Here is a 16,608-nt window from a genome sequence, read left to right on the forward strand (position 1 = left end):
TTTAAACAGCGGACGACGGCGGCCCAAGCCTTACGGCGCGAGGCTTTCCAGGATGGAAACCGCGGAGCCTTCCCTCGTGTCCCGGTAATTGATGCCGGCCCACAGGTTCAGCCACTCCGGCTCCCCTGCTGCCGCGGCTGCGGCGCGCAGGGGAGTGGTGAGGTGGTGGATCTCGGGGTAGCCGTACGGGGCGTCGCCGTCGTGGCGGCGCATGAACCCGTTGTAGAGGCCGCGCGCGTTGCGGCCGGAAAAGGCACGGGTGACGGCAGTGGTGGTGAAATGGTCCGACGCCGAGAGGGCAGCCCGGTGCGTGGGCTTGGTCCCCGCTTCATCAGCGCGGAGGAACGCGGTGCCGGCCTGGACCGCAACCCCTCCGACGGCCAGCGCAGCCCGGGTGTGCTCCGACGAGGCAATGCCACCCGCCGCGATGAGGGGCACCTCCAGATCAGACAGCCCGCCCAGGATCCCGTGGAGGGGAACCAGGGGAGCAGGCGCGTCAGGTTTGAACGTTCCGCGGTGGCCTCCGGCTTCGGGGCCTTGGACGCACAGGGCGTCGGCGCCTGCCGCGAGCGCCTGCAGCGCTTCTTCACGGTCCGTGACCGTAGCGATGACGTACATCCCGCGGTGCTGCAGTGCTTCCACCACGCTGGTTTCCGGAATATCGAAGGTGAATGAAACCACCGCCGGTGCCAGGTCCAGCAAGGCCTCGAGCTTTTGGTCCCAGTCGTCATCGTCATGCCGGGGCTCGCCGAGGCTCACGCCGAAGCGCTCAGCATCCGGGGCCAGCGAATCGGCGTATTGCTGCAGGGACGCCGGGCTGATGACGGACGCCTGGGGTACGAAGAGGTTCACGCCGAACGGCTTGTCCGTTTGGCTCCTGACGGACTCGATCTCGGCGCGCATGGCCGCGGCAGTCTTGTAGCCAGCCGCAACGAAGCCCAGGCCGCCCGCCCCGCTGACGGCCGCTGCCAGCCGCGGGGTGGACGGTCCCCCGGCCATGGGCGCCTGGATGACGGGCAGTGCCAGCGACTCGAGCCTGAACCTGGTGCTTTTCCGGTGCGCAGCCATATGCCCTTCCCGTCGTTTGGGTGTACCTGACGAATGCTACGCCGGTTGGTGACTGGACGCGCTCAGCCCTCCCGGCCTACGGGCGGCGGACCGGCCGCGATGCGTACCACCGTGACCTGGACGGCGACGTTGCCCGGCGCCAAATGGCTCCGAACGGCGGCAGCCACGGCGCGGACCACCTCCGGCGTCCGGGCATCCGGGCTGACGCCGATCCGGACAGTTGCCTCGGTGCGGCCGCCGTCTTCCCGGACCTCGACCAGCGGAGGGGCGTCGGCGTTGTTCCGCTGCAGCAGGGATGCCGCCCGGCCGGGAAGCCGCTGCCACAGGGTCCGGGCGGGAAAGACTTCCGTGACGCCGTCGACCGCCATGATGGCCTGCTGCAGAGCGGTGGTCACGATTCCTCCCGTGGTGCGTCGATGACGTCGGTAATGGTGATGTCGATGGCCGAAATGTTCAGCTCGGTGTGGCGGGCCAGCGCCTCGGCCAGATCCTGCCGGAGCGACGCCGCACTGGCCATGAGCGCATGGCCGAACAGGACCGCAAGGTCCAGCCGGACCGCCACAGGGCTGCCCGGAACGGTGACGTCTCCCTCCAGCCGGACCTTGCCGGCCACTGCTCCCGGCTGGCTGTCCGCCACGGACCGGACCAGGGCAACGATGGAACCCTCGGTTTCGGACAGGGTGTCCGCGGGATCGTCGGAGCTCAGCGGGATGCTCCGTCCCGGCCGCAGTTCCAGCGCCAGGTTTGCCAGGATGTCCTTCAGCCAGTCGTCGGTGCCGCTGCCGGCAGCTGCCAGGTCACTGGCGAAGAGTTCGTCGCCGGCCGCGGAGAGCCGCCGGAGGGAGTCGAGGCCGTTGCGGCACTCCGGGCAGGATTCCAGGTGGGGTGGGTCGGGGAATTCACCGGTGTCCAGGTAGAGGCTGAGTTCCTCGAGCGTGTGGCCGCACTCGAACGTGTCGTTGGGCATGCTCATCGCCAATCTTCCATTTCGCGGACCAGTGTAATCCGGGCCCGGGCGAGCCGCCCCCGGACACTGGCTGGGCTGATGTTCAGGGTCCGGGCAATCTCTTCGTAGCTTTGGCCGTTGATTTCCTTCAGGATCCAGCAGCGCCGCTGCTCTTCGGGCAACGCAGACAGGGCAGCCTTCAGGGAGTCAATGCCGGCACTGGCCACGGCCGCTGTCTCCGGCCCTGCGCCCGGGGACACAGTATCCGCCGGCGCCTCCCCGTCCGCCGTGGTGAGGCTGGCGTGGTTCCGGCGCCTCCGCAGCAGGTCGATGCTGCGGCTGCCGGTGAGCCGCAGCAGCCAGCCCTTTACCGCAGCGGGTTCGCGCAGTGTGTCCAGCTGCTGCCACGCCTGGACCAGCACTTCCTGCACCACGTCATCCGCGTCCGCATACGAACCCGTCAGGCGCCGGGCGGCTGCCCGCATGTGTGGACCATAGCGGCGGGCCAGGGACTCGAAAGCCGCCGTGTCGCCGTCGGCTGCCCTGCCTGCCAGGATGGCATCGGGGACCACGTCCAACTGGTCCCGCACCAAGGGTAAACCTGTCACCGGTTTCTGCTTTCACTATCGGCGCGAGCGCCTGGCGGGCGGCAGGACGGCCCGCCCACCTCGGAGGTGGAGCGGGCCTGCCGCAGGGGGACTGCCTACTCTTTGCTGAAGCCCTCTTTGACCTTGGCCGCCGCGTCCTTGAGGTTGCTGCCGATGCCCTTGGCGGCGTCCTTGACCTTTTCGCCGGCCTCCGGCAGCTTGGCCTGGGCCTGGTCCCGCTGGCCCTCCCGCTGCAGTTCCTCGTTGCCGGTCAGTTTCCCTGCACCTTCCTTGGCTGCGCCGAGGTGGTTGGTGGCTGCATTGTTGAGCTTGTCGTCGAGTCGGATGGTGATTCCTTCCGTTGTGTTTCCTGTTGCTGCTCAGCCGGCGCGGTGTGCGCGGGCCAGCTTTGTCCTGGCTCCACTTCCTATTCGGACCAGAACAGTGGGGTGATGACCCAGGAGCGCATCAATCGCGCCGACCAGGTCCTCCGCCAGGTCCGCGACCTCCCGGGGGGAGGCGCCCTTGCGGGCCTGCAGCGTGAGCCGCAGGGCAGGGGCTGTGTTCCGTTTGGTGCGGTGGCGCCAGGCCGTCAGGGAGCTTCCGACGACGGCCCGGTTGCCTTTCAGGGCCTCGTCCACCGCTGTGGCCAGGTAGGAGACGTCCACTGCCGTGTCCCCGGACTCCGGATCCTGTTCGCTGGCGGCAGTGCCGGTGCGGCCGCCGCCCTGCCGCGTCAACCAGAAGATGCTTGCCGCCGCACCCAGGAGCAACAGCGCGGGCAGGGCGAGGGACCACCAACTGCCCAGGGGCTCCGGTGCCGGTGCGGTGGGAAGCAAGGCCTGCCACCGTTCCAGCAGGCCAGTGGCAACGGCATTCCACTGTTCCCGGACCGCGGGAACCAGTCCCGCTCCAGCGGACAGCAGGCCCGCCGCCAGCAGCACCAGCCCGGCGGTGGCCAGGAGGAGCCTGTTCATGGCCCTGTTGGTGCTGTTCATCGTCCCACCGCTCCTTTCGTGGCAACCCGGATCTGCGCCGGGATGGTTTTGCGAAGGCGCAGGGATGCCACTTCCTCGGCTGCCGCCGCCGTGAGGACGGCCGGGTCCAGGGTCATGCCCGACGTCGGGTGGACGTGGACCAGAGCGCGGTTGCGGGTCACGGCGGTGGCCACCTGCCCGGGGGCCAGGTTGGCGGCCAGCCGCACCTTGCGTGAGATGGCGGCAGCGATTGTTTCGTCGTCCACCACCAGGGCGCTGCGGCCGCTGAGCATGGCACGCCGGCCGCGGCGCCCGCCCTTGACCGCCGCGAGCAGCAGGCCGGCACCGGCCAGGGCAACGACGGTTCCGCCGGCCACCAGGCCCGCGGGCAGGACGGCCCCTGGAACAGCTGCCACGAGCGATGCGAGATGGCCCGGGGAGGCCAGCAGCGCAGGTTGCCCCAGCAGCGACAGGACGCTTTCGGTTCCCACCCACAGGCAGGCCACCAGCAGCAGGACTGCGGTAAGGACGGATAATCCGGCGCGCGATGAATGCGTTTCCCGGCGAATGATCCGGTTGGTGATGCGTCCCTGGTTCACGGTTTCCTCCTGTCCAATCTGAGGTCTGAACGGTCTGCCTGGTCCTCCCGCTGGTCCACCCGGTCCTCGCGGACGGCCCGGCCTCCCGCTCCGAGGCGGATGTTGATGCGGCCGCACTGCAGGCCGGTGATCTGCTGGCCCAGGGAGGAAATCCTCAGCCGGGCGATGCTTGCGCGCTCCAGCACTGGGAGCTGTCCCTGTCCCGGCGGTCCCTGCAGGGCGGACGGTCCGGGCAACGGGGGCGGCGGGAGCCGCACCAGGAGGTCCACACCCAGCTTTCCCGCATCGTCCTGCAGCGTGGCTGACACGTCCTCCGGCCGGACCCTGAAGGCACCGGCCCCCACCGCTTCCAGGGCGTGGCGCAGCGCTGCCTGCTCAATCCGGGTGTGGCCCTGGCGGGTGTGCGCCTGCGTAGTCACGTTGACGAGCGGGGGCCGCGCAGGGCATCCAACACGGCGCCGAGGTCCAGCCGGCCTTCAGCGGCCCTTCCCAGCACGGCTCCCGTTCCCATGAAGAGCGCCGTCAGCAGGAAGCCCCAGAATCCGAAGGCCAGGGCGGCCAGCGCCAGGACGGCTCCGGCGGCCGTCCCGGCAACCACCGGGGTCATGCAACCCTCGGTTCGCGGTCGACGTCGTCCGAGTCCTCACCATCGGACGGAACATGGATGTCCGTGATGGTGATGTTGACTTCGGTGACCTCCATGCCCACCAGGTCCTCCACGGCGGAGTAGACGGCGTCGCGGGCGTTGTCCGCCACCTGCTGGAGGGGGTGCGGGTACTCCACCACGAGGGTCACATCAACGGCAACCTGGGTCTGGCCCACCTCGACATTGACGCCCTGGGTCAGGTCCTTCTGGCCAACCTTTTCGCGAAGGTTGCCCAGGGCCCGGGCTGCGCCGCCGCCCAGGGCGTGCACACCGTCAATCTCCTGGATGGCGATGCCGGCGATCTTGGCCACCACGCCGTCCGCCACCGTGGTGCGTCCGCGGCCGTCGTGGCCGGCGGCGGAGGAAAGTCCATGGGCAGGGGCGGCAGCCGTCTTCTTCTGCTGGACCGTTGCGGGGGTTTGCGTCTGCGTGGTCATTGCGTCGCTCCTTCTTGTTCTGGAACTGGATTCCAGGGCGCGTCGTGCGCCCTCACAAGTAAGACGCAGCGGGAGCGGAAAACTTCACGCAGGTTTTCGTGTGATCGTCATCACTTTAGGATCCGGGCAGCAAAAAGGGCGTTGACGACGGCGGGTGGGGCCCGCCGTCGTCAACGCCCTGTGCGGGTGGGCCGCTTAGAGGGCCAGTGCCGGCTCGTTCCCGCGGACGCTCAAGGTGAAGGTGTTAGGTCCGCTGCAGGTGACGGCGATGCGGCAGGTGGTGGTGTTGTGGCGCGCGGAGAGGTCGGAGACCGCGGAATCGAGGGTCTCGTGGAGGGAGGTCCGGTCCCAGATCTTCAGCGTCACGGATTCGGCAGTGTTAAACGTCATTGTTCAGTACTTTCCTGTGTCAAGCCGGTTGTGTCCCCGGCAGTGGCCTGTCCGCGCTCGGAGGGTCGGTGGCCTGCGCTCACCGGTGGGCCTCGTTGCGTCACCAGGATGTCAAGGGCGGATATTCCGGCCCTGCCTATCCATAGTGCCCATGGCGGACGGGCCTGCTCAACCAAATCACGCATTTGTTGCGAGTGAATCTCATCACGTGTGACTGGCGCCACAGCTAGTCGTCGAAGTAGGCGGTGATCCTCTCTTCCCCTGAAATCGACGTAATGACCGTGGCGGCCACTTCCCGCAGCTTGATGTTCCTGGTGCTCGAGGCCCGCGTGAGGATGCTGAAGGCTGTATCCCGGTCGCAGCGGTTCTGGGCCATGATCGCGCCCACGGCCATGTCGATCACGGTGCGTGACTGCATTGCGGCGGTGAGGTCATTCCTGGCTTCCCTGAGCTGCGAAATCCGCAGGATCAGCCGCAGGGAACTGGCCGCCTGGGCCGCGAACGACTCCACGGTGGCGACGTCCTCGCCGGAGAACCGGTTGCTGCGGCCCGAGTAGAGGTTCAGCACCGCTTCTGCTTCCCCCGCCAGGTCCAGCGGGACGGCGAGGATGGAGGACACGCCGTGCGCTGCAGCCGTCCGGATATAGGGTCCCCAGCGGTCCTCGGCGGACAGGTCCGGCACAAGGAGGGTGGTTCCCGGCCGGAGCGCGGTAAGGCAGGGGCCCTGGCCGAATCCGTTCTGCAGCTCGTCAAGGGCCCGCGCCGCAGCGTCACTTGCCGCTACGGCCTGGGGCCGCTTGTGCCGCAGCACCGTGACGCCGCTGTGGATCGTGTTCCCGGGGCCGGACAGCCGCGTACTTGCCAGGATTGCCAGTTCAGTCAGGAACGCCTTGATGTCCGGGCTTTCCAGCACCAGTTGCTGCAAGGACAGCTCTGCTGCCTCCAGCGGCAGTTCGTCGGGGCCCGGGAAGGGCTGCCCGTCACTGCCGGTCATTGGTCCTCGCCCGCTGACAGTTCCCTCATGGCCGTGGCAATCAATCCCACCTGGGAGGCCGGAAGGTGGAGCGCTTCGTTGAGGTAGGCGTCGAATGACATTTCGTCAGCGTCGCCGCCGAGGCCGTAGTAGTACGTCCACAGTTTCAGCATCGGTAGCTGCGTCTCGCGGAAACGCCGGGCCACGTCCCTTCGCTGCTCGTCGGCTTCCAGCAGTTGGTCAGGGTCCCCGGTCCAGTCGGCGTTCATCCTTGCGGTCCCATTGGCCCGGTGGTGGTCAGCGCATTGTTCCCGGCCATCTGGCCTCGATCCATAGTTGCGCCAGATATTGCTTTTCCTGGCTGGCGGCCGCCCGCTCTTGGCGCGTTCGGCCCGTGCATTCAACCTCCGGATCCTGGTGCCATCCCGAAATCTCCTACGTTTGACACTACGCCCTTGGGGGTCCTTCTGGTATAGCGGCCGGTTGCCTTCGCGCGACCCGGCCGCCTATGGGCCGGGTGTCGTCGTCCCAGGCCCCGCGCCGCCGTCGCTGTCGTGTTCTGCGTCCGGCAGGAAGCTGCGGCCGTCCCCATCTCCCCGGCCGGAGGCATCCTTTGACTGGCCTGTGTCCGATGACTGCCCTGTGTCTGATGACTGGCCAGTGTTTGCTGGCAGGCCCGTATCTGACCGCCCGGCAGGGGAACCACCTGGTTGTCGGGAGAAGTCATCGGAATACGGGGCGCGGGGGCGCGGCAAGTCCTCTATGAGTTCGTTCGCTGCCAGTGCCAGGAGGTCGCGCTGGCTTGCCGGCAACGAGAGGAGCCCCTGCAGATAGGCCTCCACTTCATATTCGCCCGCGTCCCCGGACAAGCCATAGTACTTCAGCCACAACGCCGAAATGGAGATGTCGGCGGCTTTCATGGCCGCCCGGAGCCGGCGCCGTTGTTCCGGCTCGTTTGGATCGAAGCCCACAGGCTGGTTCCTAGTTCGGGCCTGCCGGCGACCCGGCAGGCGTCGAGGCGCTGGCGGACTGCAGCGGGCTGCCCGTTTGGCGTGCCTTCCCCATAAGTTGCTGAAGCCTTTCGTCGTGCGTAAGTCCAAGCGGATCCCTGAGACTTCAGCTTAAGCCCCCGTAAATGCCCGCTCCGCTGCCGCGCGGGGGCCGGGCGACCGTAAGATGAACCCCATGCTGAATCCTGCCGACGATGTGACCGTCCAGAACCTCCAGGAGGTCCTGGTGGGTGCTGAAAATGCCGTGGAGTTCCTGTCCGGACTCTCGGGAATGGCGGCAGCGGCAGTATCCGCGGCTGCCGGTGACGACATTGAGTGCGCGGTGACCCTGAAGCTCCGGCGCCGGCCCACCACTGCGGCCGGCAGCAGTGCCCGGGCCCTGGAACTGGACCTCATCGAGCAGGCGCTGGGGGACGGTCCGTGTATCCGTGCGTTGCGTGAGATGGCACCTGTGCTGATCGACGACGTCGCGCGGGACCCCCGGTGGACCAAGTACAACCAGGAACTGGCAGGCCGGGGCGTACAGAGCACCCTGGGCGTGCCACTGGAAATCAGCAGCGAAGCCAGTGCTGCCCTGAACTTCTTCGCCACCAAGCCGGGCGTGTTCACGGCAGACGTCTACGACAAAGCGGCGGGATTCGCCGCCGCCGCCCACAACACATTGCACCTCTCGGTCCGCATCCACACCGCGCAGAACCGGGCAGACGACCTCGAAGCTGCCTTGGAGAGCAGGACCGCCATCAACCTGGCCTGCGGCGTCATCATGGCGCAGAACCGGTGTTCCCAGGAAGAAGCGATGGAGATCCTCACCAAGGTCTCCAGCAACCGCAACCGGAAGCTGCGGGACGTGGCCAAGGAACTGATTGAACAGCTGTCCGGAAGCAGCATCCAGACGCACTTCGAGGCCTAGGCCGGCGCCCCTGGCTCCCTGCCGTCCACCAGCGGTCCCCGTCCGGTCAACGGGCGGTCCGCACGGACACCGCCGCCCCGCCTTCTGCCGTGCGGATGTCCCAGCAGTTGCCGCTGCCAATGACCTCGTAGTCCCTGGCTCCGACTGATTCCAGCACCACTGCCGTGCCCTCATCGATGGCAACCGCCCATTCCACCAGGCCTGCTGCCACGGCGCCCGCCGCGCGGCTCAATGTCCCGGCCTGGGCGGCGTGGACGTCCACCGCGAACGGGACCAGCCCCAGGCCCTCCCGAACGTCCACTGCGTCCAGGCCCTCCGAGCACTCCTCCCCGCACACATCCACCCCGTTGATCCGGCAGCCACCCATCAGCGCGCGGGCTGGTGCCACCATGGCTCCGGCGGAGAACCCCAGATAGGGGGCGCCCCCTGCCACCAGCCCGGAGATGGCCGTGGCCGCCGGGAAGAGGCCACTCCAGTACGCCGGCGTCAATCCGCCGCCCACCACCACGCCGTCCACACTGCTGAACCCGGCCGGATCCGCCGTCCTGCCTTCTGCCAGCGGCACCGCCACCACCTCGCAGTCAAGCCTGGGCCGGAGCGGGCCTGCGCAGGCCTCCACCAGATCCTGCAGGCTTCCGCCGTGATGATGCACGGCAACGGCGACCCGGGCAGGCCGGCCCGGCGCGGCATGCCGCCGGATATCCTCCACGAACCGGTCAAAGACGTCCGGAAAGCCGAGCGGATCCGGGCCGGCCCCGGCAAGGAAAATGCTCATGGGCTCCAAGGTACCGGCCGGCGCTGCCGTGCTGCCGGAGGAAGGAAAAACGCTTGACCTGCCGTCACGGCGGGACTAACGTACAACCAAATGGTTGTAGAAAAACTGAGCGAGGCCGAATTGGACCGCCTCTTCCAGGCGTTCGCCGACTCCACCCGGCGGGACATCGTCCGCCGGGTCACCGTGGGCGAGTACTCCGTGTCCGGCCTGGCAGCCCTCTACGCCATGAGTTTCGCCGCCGTCCAAAAACATGTGGCGGTGCTGGAACGCGCATCACTGGTCACCAAGGAAAGGCGCGGAAGGGAGCAGATCGTGCGGGGCAACCATGAAGGACTGCACAACGCCCGGCGGCTGCTCGATGACTATGAACAGATCTGGCGGCAGCGGGCCGCCCGGATGGCCGACATTCTCGCTGAAGGTTAGGAAGGCATTGCCATGACAGTCATCAGTACGGATAAGAACCCGGAGGCCCTGAGCCTCACCCTCGTCGCCGAGTTCGACGCCGGCGTGGAGCGGGTCTGGCAGCTCTTCGAGGATCCGCGCCGGCTGGAGCGCTGGTGGGGACCGCCCACCTATCCCGCCACTTTCTACAAGCATGACTTTGTTCCCGGCGGCCGGGCCAGCTACTACATGACAGGACCTGGCGGGGACAAGGCGCACGGCTGGTGGGAGTTCACCAGTATCGAGTCCCCGCGGGAGCTGCAGTTCGACGACGGGTTCGCGGACAGCGACGGCAACCCCACGGGGGAGTTCGGCATCAGCCACGCCACGGTGACCCTGGAGCCGCTGGGGGAGCGGACCCGGATGACCATGCTGTCCACCTTCGAGTCCGAGGAACAGCTGGAGCAGATGATGCAGATGGGGATGGAGGAAGGACTCAAGGAGGCGGTCGGCCAGATGGACGGCATCCTCGCCGAGCACGCCAACGCCTGACAACGCACCTATCACCACCCTTTGCCACAGCGCCGGGTGGGCGGACGACGGCGGGACGGGCCGCCGTCGTCCGCCCACCTTGGGCGTTGAACGCCCAAGCCCACCGTTGAATACTGGAAGATGGGGGCCAAGCGAGGAGAGGCGGTGGTGGCAACGAGCGGCGGCGCAGGGGATTTCCGCAAGCGCTTGGAGCGTGCGGCCGAAGTCCGGTCATATCGTGGTGCCGGCATCAGTGCCGAGGAGGAAGCCGCGCTGGACGCCCTCGACGCGCAGGAGCGGGAGAAGCGCAAAAAAGTCAGCGATGCTGCCCGGGCGGAATACCTGGTCCGCGACGCCATGGCGCAAGGCAAGTTCGACAACCTGAAGTACGCGGGCAAGCCGATCCCGGGCCTGGGCGAATCGTACGATCCCGACTGGTGGGTGAAGGGGCTGATCCAGCGGGAGAACATCAGCGGCCTGGGCCCGGCGGCCATCCTGCTCCGCACTGAGGACGCCGAACTCGACGCCAGGCTGGACGCCCAGTACACCGAGCAGCAGGTCCGCGACATCCTGCAGGATTTCAACCGGCGCGTGATCGACGCCCGCCGCCAGCTCCAGGGCGGCCCGCCGGTGGTCACCAGGACCCGGGACGTGGAGGACGAAGTGGAGCGCTGGCGCAGCCGCCGGACCGCGCGCGCGGTGGAGGCGCCTGCTGAGCCGGAGCCGGAGCGGTCCTGGTGGAAGCGCCTCTGGAAGGGCACGGGCTAGGCGGAAGGGTTTGCCCTCCCGAACAGCTCGCACAAGGCGTTGTAGTACTTGCCGCTCTGGCCCCGGTGGGCCAGGCCAATCCTTCTGCACACCTGCTGCGACGCGGCGTTGGCCGGGATGGAAGTGCCAGCCGGGCTACGGCCTGTAGTTGGGATTGGGCCCAATCATCGAAGCGGGCGGCGGCGCGAACGGACCCGCCGGGTAGAGGGGTGCCACCTTGAGCATGTAATTGGCCCACTGCGGCCCGGCAATCATGTACCCGTCAAGGCGGGGGTAGAACGTGCCGTTGATGGTGACGTTCTGCCCCGCCCGCTTTTGGCCTTCCAGTGCATCGCCGAAGAAGGACGCCGTGACCAGGCCGGTGGTGTAGCCAACCACCCAGGTGGACCCGTTGTTGTTCGAGGTTCCGGTCTTGGCGGCGGTCGGAACCTTGTCCTGCACCTTCGGGTTGATCCAGACGCCGGAACCCTTCTTCAGCACGTCCTGCAGTACCGAGTTGACGCCGCGGGCCACATCGGGTTTGACGGCGTCGTGGCAGTCGGGTGCCTGGGCGGGCAGTTTTGCCCCGGCGGGATCAGTGACATCAACCAGGGCGATGGGAGCACAATAGCGGCCCTCCGTGGCGAAGGTGGCAAAGGCATTTGCCAGGGTGAGGGGTGCCACGCCGGTGCCGCCGAGGAGGTTGCCCAGCTGATGCATGTTGACCGGGGTGCTGTCCAGGCCGCTGTGCAGCCCTACGGCGTCCACCATCTTCTGGATGCCGCAAAAGTCGAGCTGGGATGCCGAAGCGAAGGTGGCCGTGTTGATCGAGTTGTACAGGCCGTAATTGACGGGCATTGGGCGGTAATAGCCGTCCTCCGCATTCTGCAGGTCATCGGCAGCGCCGAGGGCAGGGTTGGCCTGGGCCGTGCTGTACGCTCCCAGCACCTTCCCGCAGCTGTCCTTCCACGGGAACCCCAGCGGATAGACCCGCCGTGAGGCGTCCACTTCGGCGGTGAGCGACTTTCCCTCGTTCAGCCACTCCGCAAAGGTAAAGGGCTTCATGGTGGACCCGGGCTGGAACCCGCCGGCGCCGTTCAGGTCGTTGCCCTGGGCGTCCTTGGCATCCACGTTGAAATTCAGGTTGGTGTCGAACTTGCCTGGTTGCGGGAGGAAGAACGTGTTCTGGGCCATGGCCAGGATCTTGCCGCTGCCCGGTTGCAGGGTCAGCAGCGAGGCCGCCCACCGGTCCGGGTTCGCGCCCGCCGTTTCGTCCACCTGGGCCTGGGCGGCTGCCTGGAGCCTGCTGTCCAGGGTGGTGGTGATGGTGAGGCCGCCGCGGTAAAGCTTCCGTTCGCGGTCAGCCTCGGTGGGCCCGTAGGCGGGATTGTTCAGGATCAGATGGGAGATGTAGTCGCAGAAGTACGGCGCCATGGCAGCGTTGGCGCAGCCCTGCTGCTGCGGCGTGATCTTCAGCTGGATCGGGGTGGCTACGGCGGCATCGTACTGGGCCTGCGTGATCTTGCGCAGGCGCAGCATCTCGGACAGGACCTGGTTCCTGCGCACGATCGACTTATCAGGATTGGTGGCCGGGTTGTAGAGGGTGGGGCTGTTGACCACCCCGGCCAGCAAGGCGGCCTGGGGGAGGGTAAGGTCCTTCGCGGTGGTGCTGAAGAAGTAGCGTGCCGCCGCTTCAATCCCGTACGCGTTGCTGCTGAAGAACACAATATTGAGGTACCCCTCAAGGATTTGGTCCTTGGTGTACTTCTTCTCCAGCGTGACGGCCAGCTTCATTTCGCGCAGTTTGTCGCCCAGGTTCTTCTGCCCGTTCAGCACCACCGCGTCCGGCCTGTCCTGCGAAAGCTGCGCCTCGTTCAGGACGTTGGTGACGTACTGCTGCGTGATGGTGGACGCGCCCTGCTCGCCGCCCTTGGTCAGGTTGGACACCACTGCCCGCAGTATCCCCTGCGGGTCCACACCGGCGTGCTCGTAGAACCTGCTGTCCTCGATGGCGACAATGCCTTCCTTGATGAAGGGCGACATCTGGTCCAGCGGCACCTTCACGCGGTTTTCCGCGTAAAAGGTGGCGATTTGCTGCCCGTCGGAAGTGAGGACTTTGGTGGCCTGCGATGGCGGCTGCACGGTCAGTTCAGCGGGCAGGCTGTCGAAGAATCCGATCGAGGAACTGACCCCCATGCCCGCGGCTGCCACGGCCGGCACCACCAGGCTGGCCGCCAGCACGCCGCACATGACACTCGCTGCGAGGAACCCCAGGATCCGTCCCAGAACTGTCCCAAAACCGGGCCTGCGCTTCCGCTTCCTTGCCATTCCTCAGCCCCCGCGCTCGAAGGTGGGATCAGGATACGCTCCCGCCGGGGAGCGAACCAGAGCCGGAAAGGTCAGGATTTGATCACGCCAGACCATTGACCAGCGATAGTTACCGACATATCGTTAACTATCGCTGAATCCACAGCGAACGACAGTATGAAAGGACGATGCCACCATGAAAGGCATATTCGACGACAAACAACCAGGCCCTGAGTTCGGCAGGGGCCGCTTCGAGCGGGGGAGGGGCCACCGCGGCCCCCATGGGCACCGCGGTCCAGGCTTTGGTCCGGGGTTCGGGCCTGGTTTTGGCCCTGGATTCGGGCCGGGTTTTGGTCCGGGGTTCGGCCCCGGCTTTGGACGCGGCGGACGGCGGGCCAGCCGCGGTGATGTGCGCGCGGCCATCCTGTCACTCCTGGCAGAGGCGCCGTCCAATGGTTACGGACTGATCAAGACCATTGCCGCCAAGACCGGTGGCGTGTGGCGGCCCAGCCCGGGATCCATCTATCCCACGCTCCAGCAGCTGGTGGACGAGGGCCTGATTGAGGCGCTCAGCGAAGGCCGCGGGACTGAGTTTGCCCTCACCGATGCAGGCCGCGCCTACGTGGCGGAGCACGCGGAGGAAATGGAGAACGCGTGGAACGCTGAACCGGACAGCGCGGACCGGGACTTCCATCAGAGCATCGCCAAGCTCATGGGTGCCATCCACCAGTTCCGCGCCGGAGTGACCGGGGAACAGCGGGCTGCCGCCGTCGAAAAGATGGACGAATTGCGCCGCGCGCTCTACAAGATCCTTGCGGACTAGAACGCAGACCTACGCGAAGGAGTCTTCCTTGGCGTGCCGTTCAGCCGGGGCAGCTGCGGTCGGGATGTGGGCCGCGGCGTGGCGCAGGGGATTGAATCCTGCTCCGATCTCACCGAATGCGTAGGCAGTCTCTGCGTGCTCGGACAGGTCCACGCCGGCGGTCTCGGCCTCGTGGCTGACCCGGAAGCCCACCGTCTTGTTGATGATCCGGGCAATGACCGCGGTTCCAACACCGGACAACAGGAGGGTGATGATGACGGCGGCTGTCTGGGCAATGAGCTGCTGGACTCCGCCGCCGTAGAAGAGGCCGCCGCCCTGGCCGTTCACGGGAAGGGCGATCAAGCCCAGGGACAGGGTGCCGATGAGGCCGGCGCCCAGGTGGACACCCACCACGTCCAGGGAGTCGTCGAGGCCAAAGCGGTATTTGAGGTCCACGAATACGCAGCAGGCCGCGCCGGCCACCAGGCCCAGGCCGATAGCGGCCACGGGGCTGATGTTGGCGCAGGAAGGGGTGATGGCCACCAGGCCGGCAACCACGCCGGAGGCGGCGCCCAGGGATGTGGGGTGTCCGTGGCGGACCTTCTCCGTGACCAGCCAGCTGAGCATGGCGGCCGCGGGTGCCACCAGGGTGTTGATCCAAATGAGGCCGGCCTGTTCGACGCTGGTGGCGGCCCCCCCATTGAAGCCAAACCAGCCGAACCACAGGATCGCGGCGCCGAGCATGATGAAAGGCAGGTTGTGGGGGCGGTGGTTGGGGTCCTTCGCGAACCCGTGGCGCTGGCCAACGATCACGGCCAGCACCAGGGCAGCCGTTCCCGAACTGATTTCCACCACGGCACCGCCGGCGAAATCGATGACCTGGCCGAAGATTTCCGTGACGGCACCCCCTGCGCTCATCAGCCCGCCGCCCCAGATCATGTACGCGAGCGGGCAGTAGATCACCGTGATCCACACCGGCACGAACAGGGCCCAGGCCCCGAACTTGGCGCGGTCGGCGATGGCGCCGCTGATCAGGGCAACGGTGATGATGGCGAATGTTGCGCTGTACCCGGCCTTGAGGAGGTCCGGTGAACCCATGAGGTTCTGCAGGCCAAAGCTGGTGAAGGGATTGCCGAAGAGGCCCAGCACGCCGTCGCCGGTGGTCATCGAGTAGCCCCACAGAACCCAGACAACGCCAACAATCCCTGCCGAGATGAAGCTCATCATGATCATGTTGAGGGCGGCCTTGGCGCGGGTCATGCCGCCGTAGAAGAGGCCAAGGCCCGGGGTCATCAGCAGGACCATGGCTGCCGAGATCATCAGCCAGACGTGTTGGGCAGTGATTTCCACCGGTGGGTCCCTTCGCAACGTGAACGTGGTGCAGGGGCCCGATTGGCCCCGTGGCATTTCCCCCGGGATCCATTTTTGGCGGTGTGTGTTTCAGCCAATGCCGCTTAAAGTTGCGGCCACGTTACACAAATAGCCCGTGCGTGAAGTTCACGTATCGGCTATGTTTCGGGCATGTAAACGGCGCCTCTTCCGGCGCCGGCCTCCGGGCGCCCCGGACCCACCCGATGCCTGCCACCACGGGCGCCCGCGGGGCGCCCCAGGTGAGACCCGGCGTCGTCCGCTCTTTTGCCGTCTGTTTCGAAGCTATGAACGGCGCCTCACGCGATCAGAACGTGCGGGCGTTGGCCAGGACGGGCAGCTTGGTCCGGACGTCGTCCACCGTTGAGGGATCAATGTCGACGACGGCGAGTTCCGGCTTGCCGCCCAGCGCCACCACCGTTTTGCCCAGGGGGGTGATCACGGCGCTGTGCCCGATGCCGGTGGGTGCTGTGCCCGCCGGGCCGGCGCCCACTGTTTCGGGGTCGCCCTGGCCGCAGGCGACCACAAAAGTGGTGCTGTCCAGCGCCCGGGCGCGCACCAGCAGGTCCCACTGCTCCGCCTTGCCCTCACCGGCACCCCAGGAGGCACACACGATGTTCACCTGGGCGCCCGCGTTGGCGTTGGCGGTGAACAGGCCCGGGAAACGGACGTCGTAGCAGGTCGCCAGGCCGAACACCGTCCCGTCCAGCTCGAACGTCACCGGCGCTTCCCCGGCGTCCACTGTCTTGGACTCCGTAAAGCCAAAGGCGTCAAAGAGGTGGACTTTGTCATAGGACGCCTCCACCCCGGGCCCGGTGACCAGCAGTGTGTTACGGACCCGGCCGTCCTTTCCCGGAGTGAACATGCCGGCCACGATCGTAAGGTCCAGCTCCTTCGCCATCCTGCGGACTTCGCTGGCCCACGGGCCGTCAACGGGCTCGGCAATGTCCTTCAGGGAGTGGCCGAAGGCGCGCATCGTCGCTTCGGGGAAAACCACCAGCTGGGCGCCGGCGTTGCTGGCCTGGGCAGCGTACTCCCACACCAGCTCAAGGTTGGCTGCTGTGTCGGCACTGCTGATGATCTGGGCTACGGCGATACGCATGGAAGAAACTCAATCTGTGGGTAACGGAAAAGGGGTGCCCGGGTAGGTTGAC

23 protein-coding genes are annotated in these 16,608 nt (G+C 66.9%); 5 read left to right on the forward strand and 18 right to left on the reverse strand.

Going from position 1 to position 16,608, the window contains the following annotated elements:
- Positions 1 to 30: 30 nt before the first annotated feature.
- The 14 genes from BACI349Y_RS03590 to BACI349Y_RS20505 form a co-directional block, all read right to left on the reverse strand.
- The gene (locus tag BACI349Y_RS03590) at positions 31 to 1,068 is read right to left on the reverse strand and encodes a nitronate monooxygenase (protein ID WP_159630541.1); all 1,038 of its coding nucleotides are present in this window, start codon (positions 1,066 to 1,068) and stop codon (positions 31 to 33) included.
- Between the two features lie 62 nt (positions 1,069 to 1,130).
- Positions 1,131 to 1,463 carry a hypothetical protein gene (locus BACI349Y_RS03595; RefSeq protein ID WP_159630543.1) on the reverse strand — a complete coding sequence of 111 codons (333 nt, stop codon included), beginning with the start codon at positions 1,461 to 1,463 and terminating at the stop codon, positions 1,131 to 1,133.
- Entirely contained in the window at positions 1,460 to 2,041 is a 582-nt protein-coding gene (locus tag BACI349Y_RS03600; protein WP_159630545.1) for an Asp23/Gls24 family envelope stress response protein, read from the reverse strand. Before BACI349Y_RS03600 ends, BACI349Y_RS03595 begins: the two co-directional genes overlap by 4 nt.
- Positions 2,038 to 2,604, reverse strand: a complete 567-nt coding sequence (locus BACI349Y_RS03605; RefSeq protein WP_159635139.1) for an RNA polymerase sigma factor — start codon at positions 2,602 to 2,604, stop codon at positions 2,038 to 2,040. The genes BACI349Y_RS03600 and BACI349Y_RS03605 overlap by 4 nt, the downstream gene beginning before the upstream one ends.
- Before the next feature lie 113 nt (positions 2,605 to 2,717).
- Positions 2,718 to 2,954, reverse strand: coding sequence for a CsbD family protein (locus BACI349Y_RS03610; RefSeq protein WP_328699873.1), 237 nt, complete (start codon positions 2,952 to 2,954; stop codon positions 2,718 to 2,720).
- Positions 2,955 to 2,981: 27 nt separating this feature from the next.
- A complete protein-coding gene (locus BACI349Y_RS03615; RefSeq protein WP_159630547.1) occupies positions 2,982 to 3,599 on the reverse strand; it encodes a hypothetical protein in 618 nt (205 codons plus the stop codon).
- A complete protein-coding gene (locus tag BACI349Y_RS03620; RefSeq protein WP_159630549.1) occupies positions 3,596 to 4,177 on the reverse strand; it encodes a hypothetical protein in 582 nt (193 codons plus the stop codon). The genes BACI349Y_RS03615 and BACI349Y_RS03620 overlap by 4 nt, the downstream gene beginning before the upstream one ends.
- On the reverse strand, positions 4,174 to 4,596 hold the full coding sequence (locus BACI349Y_RS03625) for a hypothetical protein (RefSeq protein WP_159630551.1): 423 nt from the start codon (positions 4,594 to 4,596) through the stop codon (positions 4,174 to 4,176). Before BACI349Y_RS03625 ends, BACI349Y_RS03620 begins: the two co-directional genes overlap by 4 nt.
- Positions 4,593 to 4,784, reverse strand: a complete 192-nt coding sequence (locus BACI349Y_RS03630) for a DUF2273 domain-containing protein (protein WP_159630553.1) — start codon at positions 4,782 to 4,784, stop codon at positions 4,593 to 4,595. The genes BACI349Y_RS03625 and BACI349Y_RS03630 overlap by 4 nt, the downstream gene beginning before the upstream one ends.
- Positions 4,781 to 5,260: an Asp23/Gls24 family envelope stress response protein gene (locus BACI349Y_RS03635; RefSeq protein ID WP_159630555.1), complete on the reverse strand. Its 480-nt coding sequence runs from the start codon at positions 5,258 to 5,260 to the stop codon at positions 4,781 to 4,783. The genes BACI349Y_RS03630 and BACI349Y_RS03635 overlap by 4 nt, the downstream gene beginning before the upstream one ends.
- Positions 5,261 to 5,455: 195 nt before the next feature.
- Positions 5,456 to 5,650 carry a hypothetical protein gene (locus BACI349Y_RS03640; RefSeq protein WP_159630557.1) on the reverse strand — a complete coding sequence of 65 codons (195 nt, stop codon included), beginning with the start codon at positions 5,648 to 5,650 and terminating at the stop codon, positions 5,456 to 5,458.
- A 226-nt stretch (positions 5,651 to 5,876) separates the two neighbouring features.
- Positions 5,877 to 6,644 carry a GAF and ANTAR domain-containing protein gene (locus BACI349Y_RS03645; protein WP_159630559.1) on the reverse strand — a complete coding sequence of 256 codons (768 nt, stop codon included), beginning with the start codon at positions 6,642 to 6,644 and terminating at the stop codon, positions 5,877 to 5,879.
- Positions 6,641 to 6,892: a hypothetical protein gene (locus tag BACI349Y_RS03650; protein WP_159630561.1), complete on the reverse strand. Its 252-nt coding sequence runs from the start codon at positions 6,890 to 6,892 to the stop codon at positions 6,641 to 6,643. The genes BACI349Y_RS03645 and BACI349Y_RS03650 overlap by 4 nt, the downstream gene beginning before the upstream one ends.
- Positions 6,893 to 7,129: 237 nt before the next feature.
- Positions 7,130 to 7,594: a hypothetical protein gene (locus BACI349Y_RS20505; protein WP_442858394.1), complete on the reverse strand. Its 465-nt coding sequence runs from the start codon at positions 7,592 to 7,594 to the stop codon at positions 7,130 to 7,132.
- Between the two features lie 214 nt (positions 7,595 to 7,808).
- On the opposite strand from BACI349Y_RS20505, the gene BACI349Y_RS03660 reads away from it, so the two are divergent.
- Positions 7,809 to 8,543, forward strand: a complete 735-nt coding sequence (locus BACI349Y_RS03660; RefSeq protein ID WP_159630563.1) for a GAF and ANTAR domain-containing protein — start codon at positions 7,809 to 7,811, stop codon at positions 8,541 to 8,543.
- A 46-nt stretch (positions 8,544 to 8,589) separates the two neighbouring features.
- On the opposite strand, the gene BACI349Y_RS03665 is transcribed toward BACI349Y_RS03660, so the two are convergent.
- The gene (locus tag BACI349Y_RS03665) at positions 8,590 to 9,318 is read right to left on the reverse strand and encodes a Type 1 glutamine amidotransferase-like domain-containing protein (RefSeq protein ID WP_159630565.1); all 729 of its coding nucleotides are present in this window, start codon (positions 9,316 to 9,318) and stop codon (positions 8,590 to 8,592) included.
- A 90-nt stretch (positions 9,319 to 9,408) separates the two neighbouring features.
- On the opposite strand from BACI349Y_RS03665, the gene BACI349Y_RS03670 reads away from it, so the two are divergent.
- The 3 genes from BACI349Y_RS03670 (at position 9,409) to BACI349Y_RS03680 (ending at position 10,998) form a co-directional block, all read left to right on the forward strand.
- Positions 9,409 to 9,741 carry an ArsR/SmtB family transcription factor gene (locus BACI349Y_RS03670; protein ID WP_159630567.1) on the forward strand — a complete coding sequence of 111 codons (333 nt, stop codon included), beginning with the start codon at positions 9,409 to 9,411 and terminating at the stop codon, positions 9,739 to 9,741.
- A gap of 12 nt (positions 9,742 to 9,753) precedes the next feature.
- Positions 9,754 to 10,251: an SRPBCC family protein gene (locus BACI349Y_RS03675; protein ID WP_159630569.1), complete on the forward strand. Its 498-nt coding sequence runs from the start codon at positions 9,754 to 9,756 to the stop codon at positions 10,249 to 10,251.
- A 120-nt stretch (positions 10,252 to 10,371) separates the two neighbouring features.
- Positions 10,372 to 10,998, forward strand: a complete 627-nt coding sequence (locus BACI349Y_RS03680; RefSeq protein WP_159630571.1) for a J-domain-containing protein — start codon at positions 10,372 to 10,374, stop codon at positions 10,996 to 10,998.
- Between the two features lie 135 nt (positions 10,999 to 11,133).
- On the opposite strand, the gene BACI349Y_RS03685 is transcribed toward BACI349Y_RS03680, so the two are convergent.
- Positions 11,134 to 13,305 carry a transglycosylase domain-containing protein gene (locus tag BACI349Y_RS03685; RefSeq protein WP_159630573.1) on the reverse strand — a complete coding sequence of 724 codons (2,172 nt, stop codon included), beginning with the start codon at positions 13,303 to 13,305 and terminating at the stop codon, positions 11,134 to 11,136.
- Between the two features lie 175 nt (positions 13,306 to 13,480).
- On the opposite strand from BACI349Y_RS03685, the gene BACI349Y_RS03690 reads away from it, so the two are divergent.
- The gene (locus BACI349Y_RS03690) at positions 13,481 to 14,107 is read left to right on the forward strand and encodes a PadR family transcriptional regulator (protein WP_159630575.1); all 627 of its coding nucleotides are present in this window, start codon (positions 13,481 to 13,483) and stop codon (positions 14,105 to 14,107) included.
- 9 nt (positions 14,108 to 14,116) lie between these two features.
- Here BACI349Y_RS03690 and BACI349Y_RS03695 read toward each other — a convergent pair whose 3' ends face one another.
- Together BACI349Y_RS03695 and BACI349Y_RS03700 are read right to left on the reverse strand one after the other, a co-directional pair.
- Positions 14,117 to 15,436: an ammonium transporter gene (locus BACI349Y_RS03695; RefSeq protein ID WP_201302385.1), complete on the reverse strand. Its 1,320-nt coding sequence runs from the start codon at positions 15,434 to 15,436 to the stop codon at positions 14,117 to 14,119.
- 325 nt (positions 15,437 to 15,761) lie between these two features.
- Positions 15,762 to 16,556, reverse strand: a complete 795-nt coding sequence (locus BACI349Y_RS03700) for a carbon-nitrogen hydrolase family protein (RefSeq protein ID WP_159630579.1) — start codon at positions 16,554 to 16,556, stop codon at positions 15,762 to 15,764.
- Positions 16,557 to 16,608: the final 52 nt, after the last annotated feature.

The sequence above is a fragment of the Arthrobacter sp. 8AJ genome (assembly GCF_902506025.1).
GTDB lineage: Bacteria > Actinomycetota > Actinomycetes > Actinomycetales > Micrococcaceae > Arthrobacter.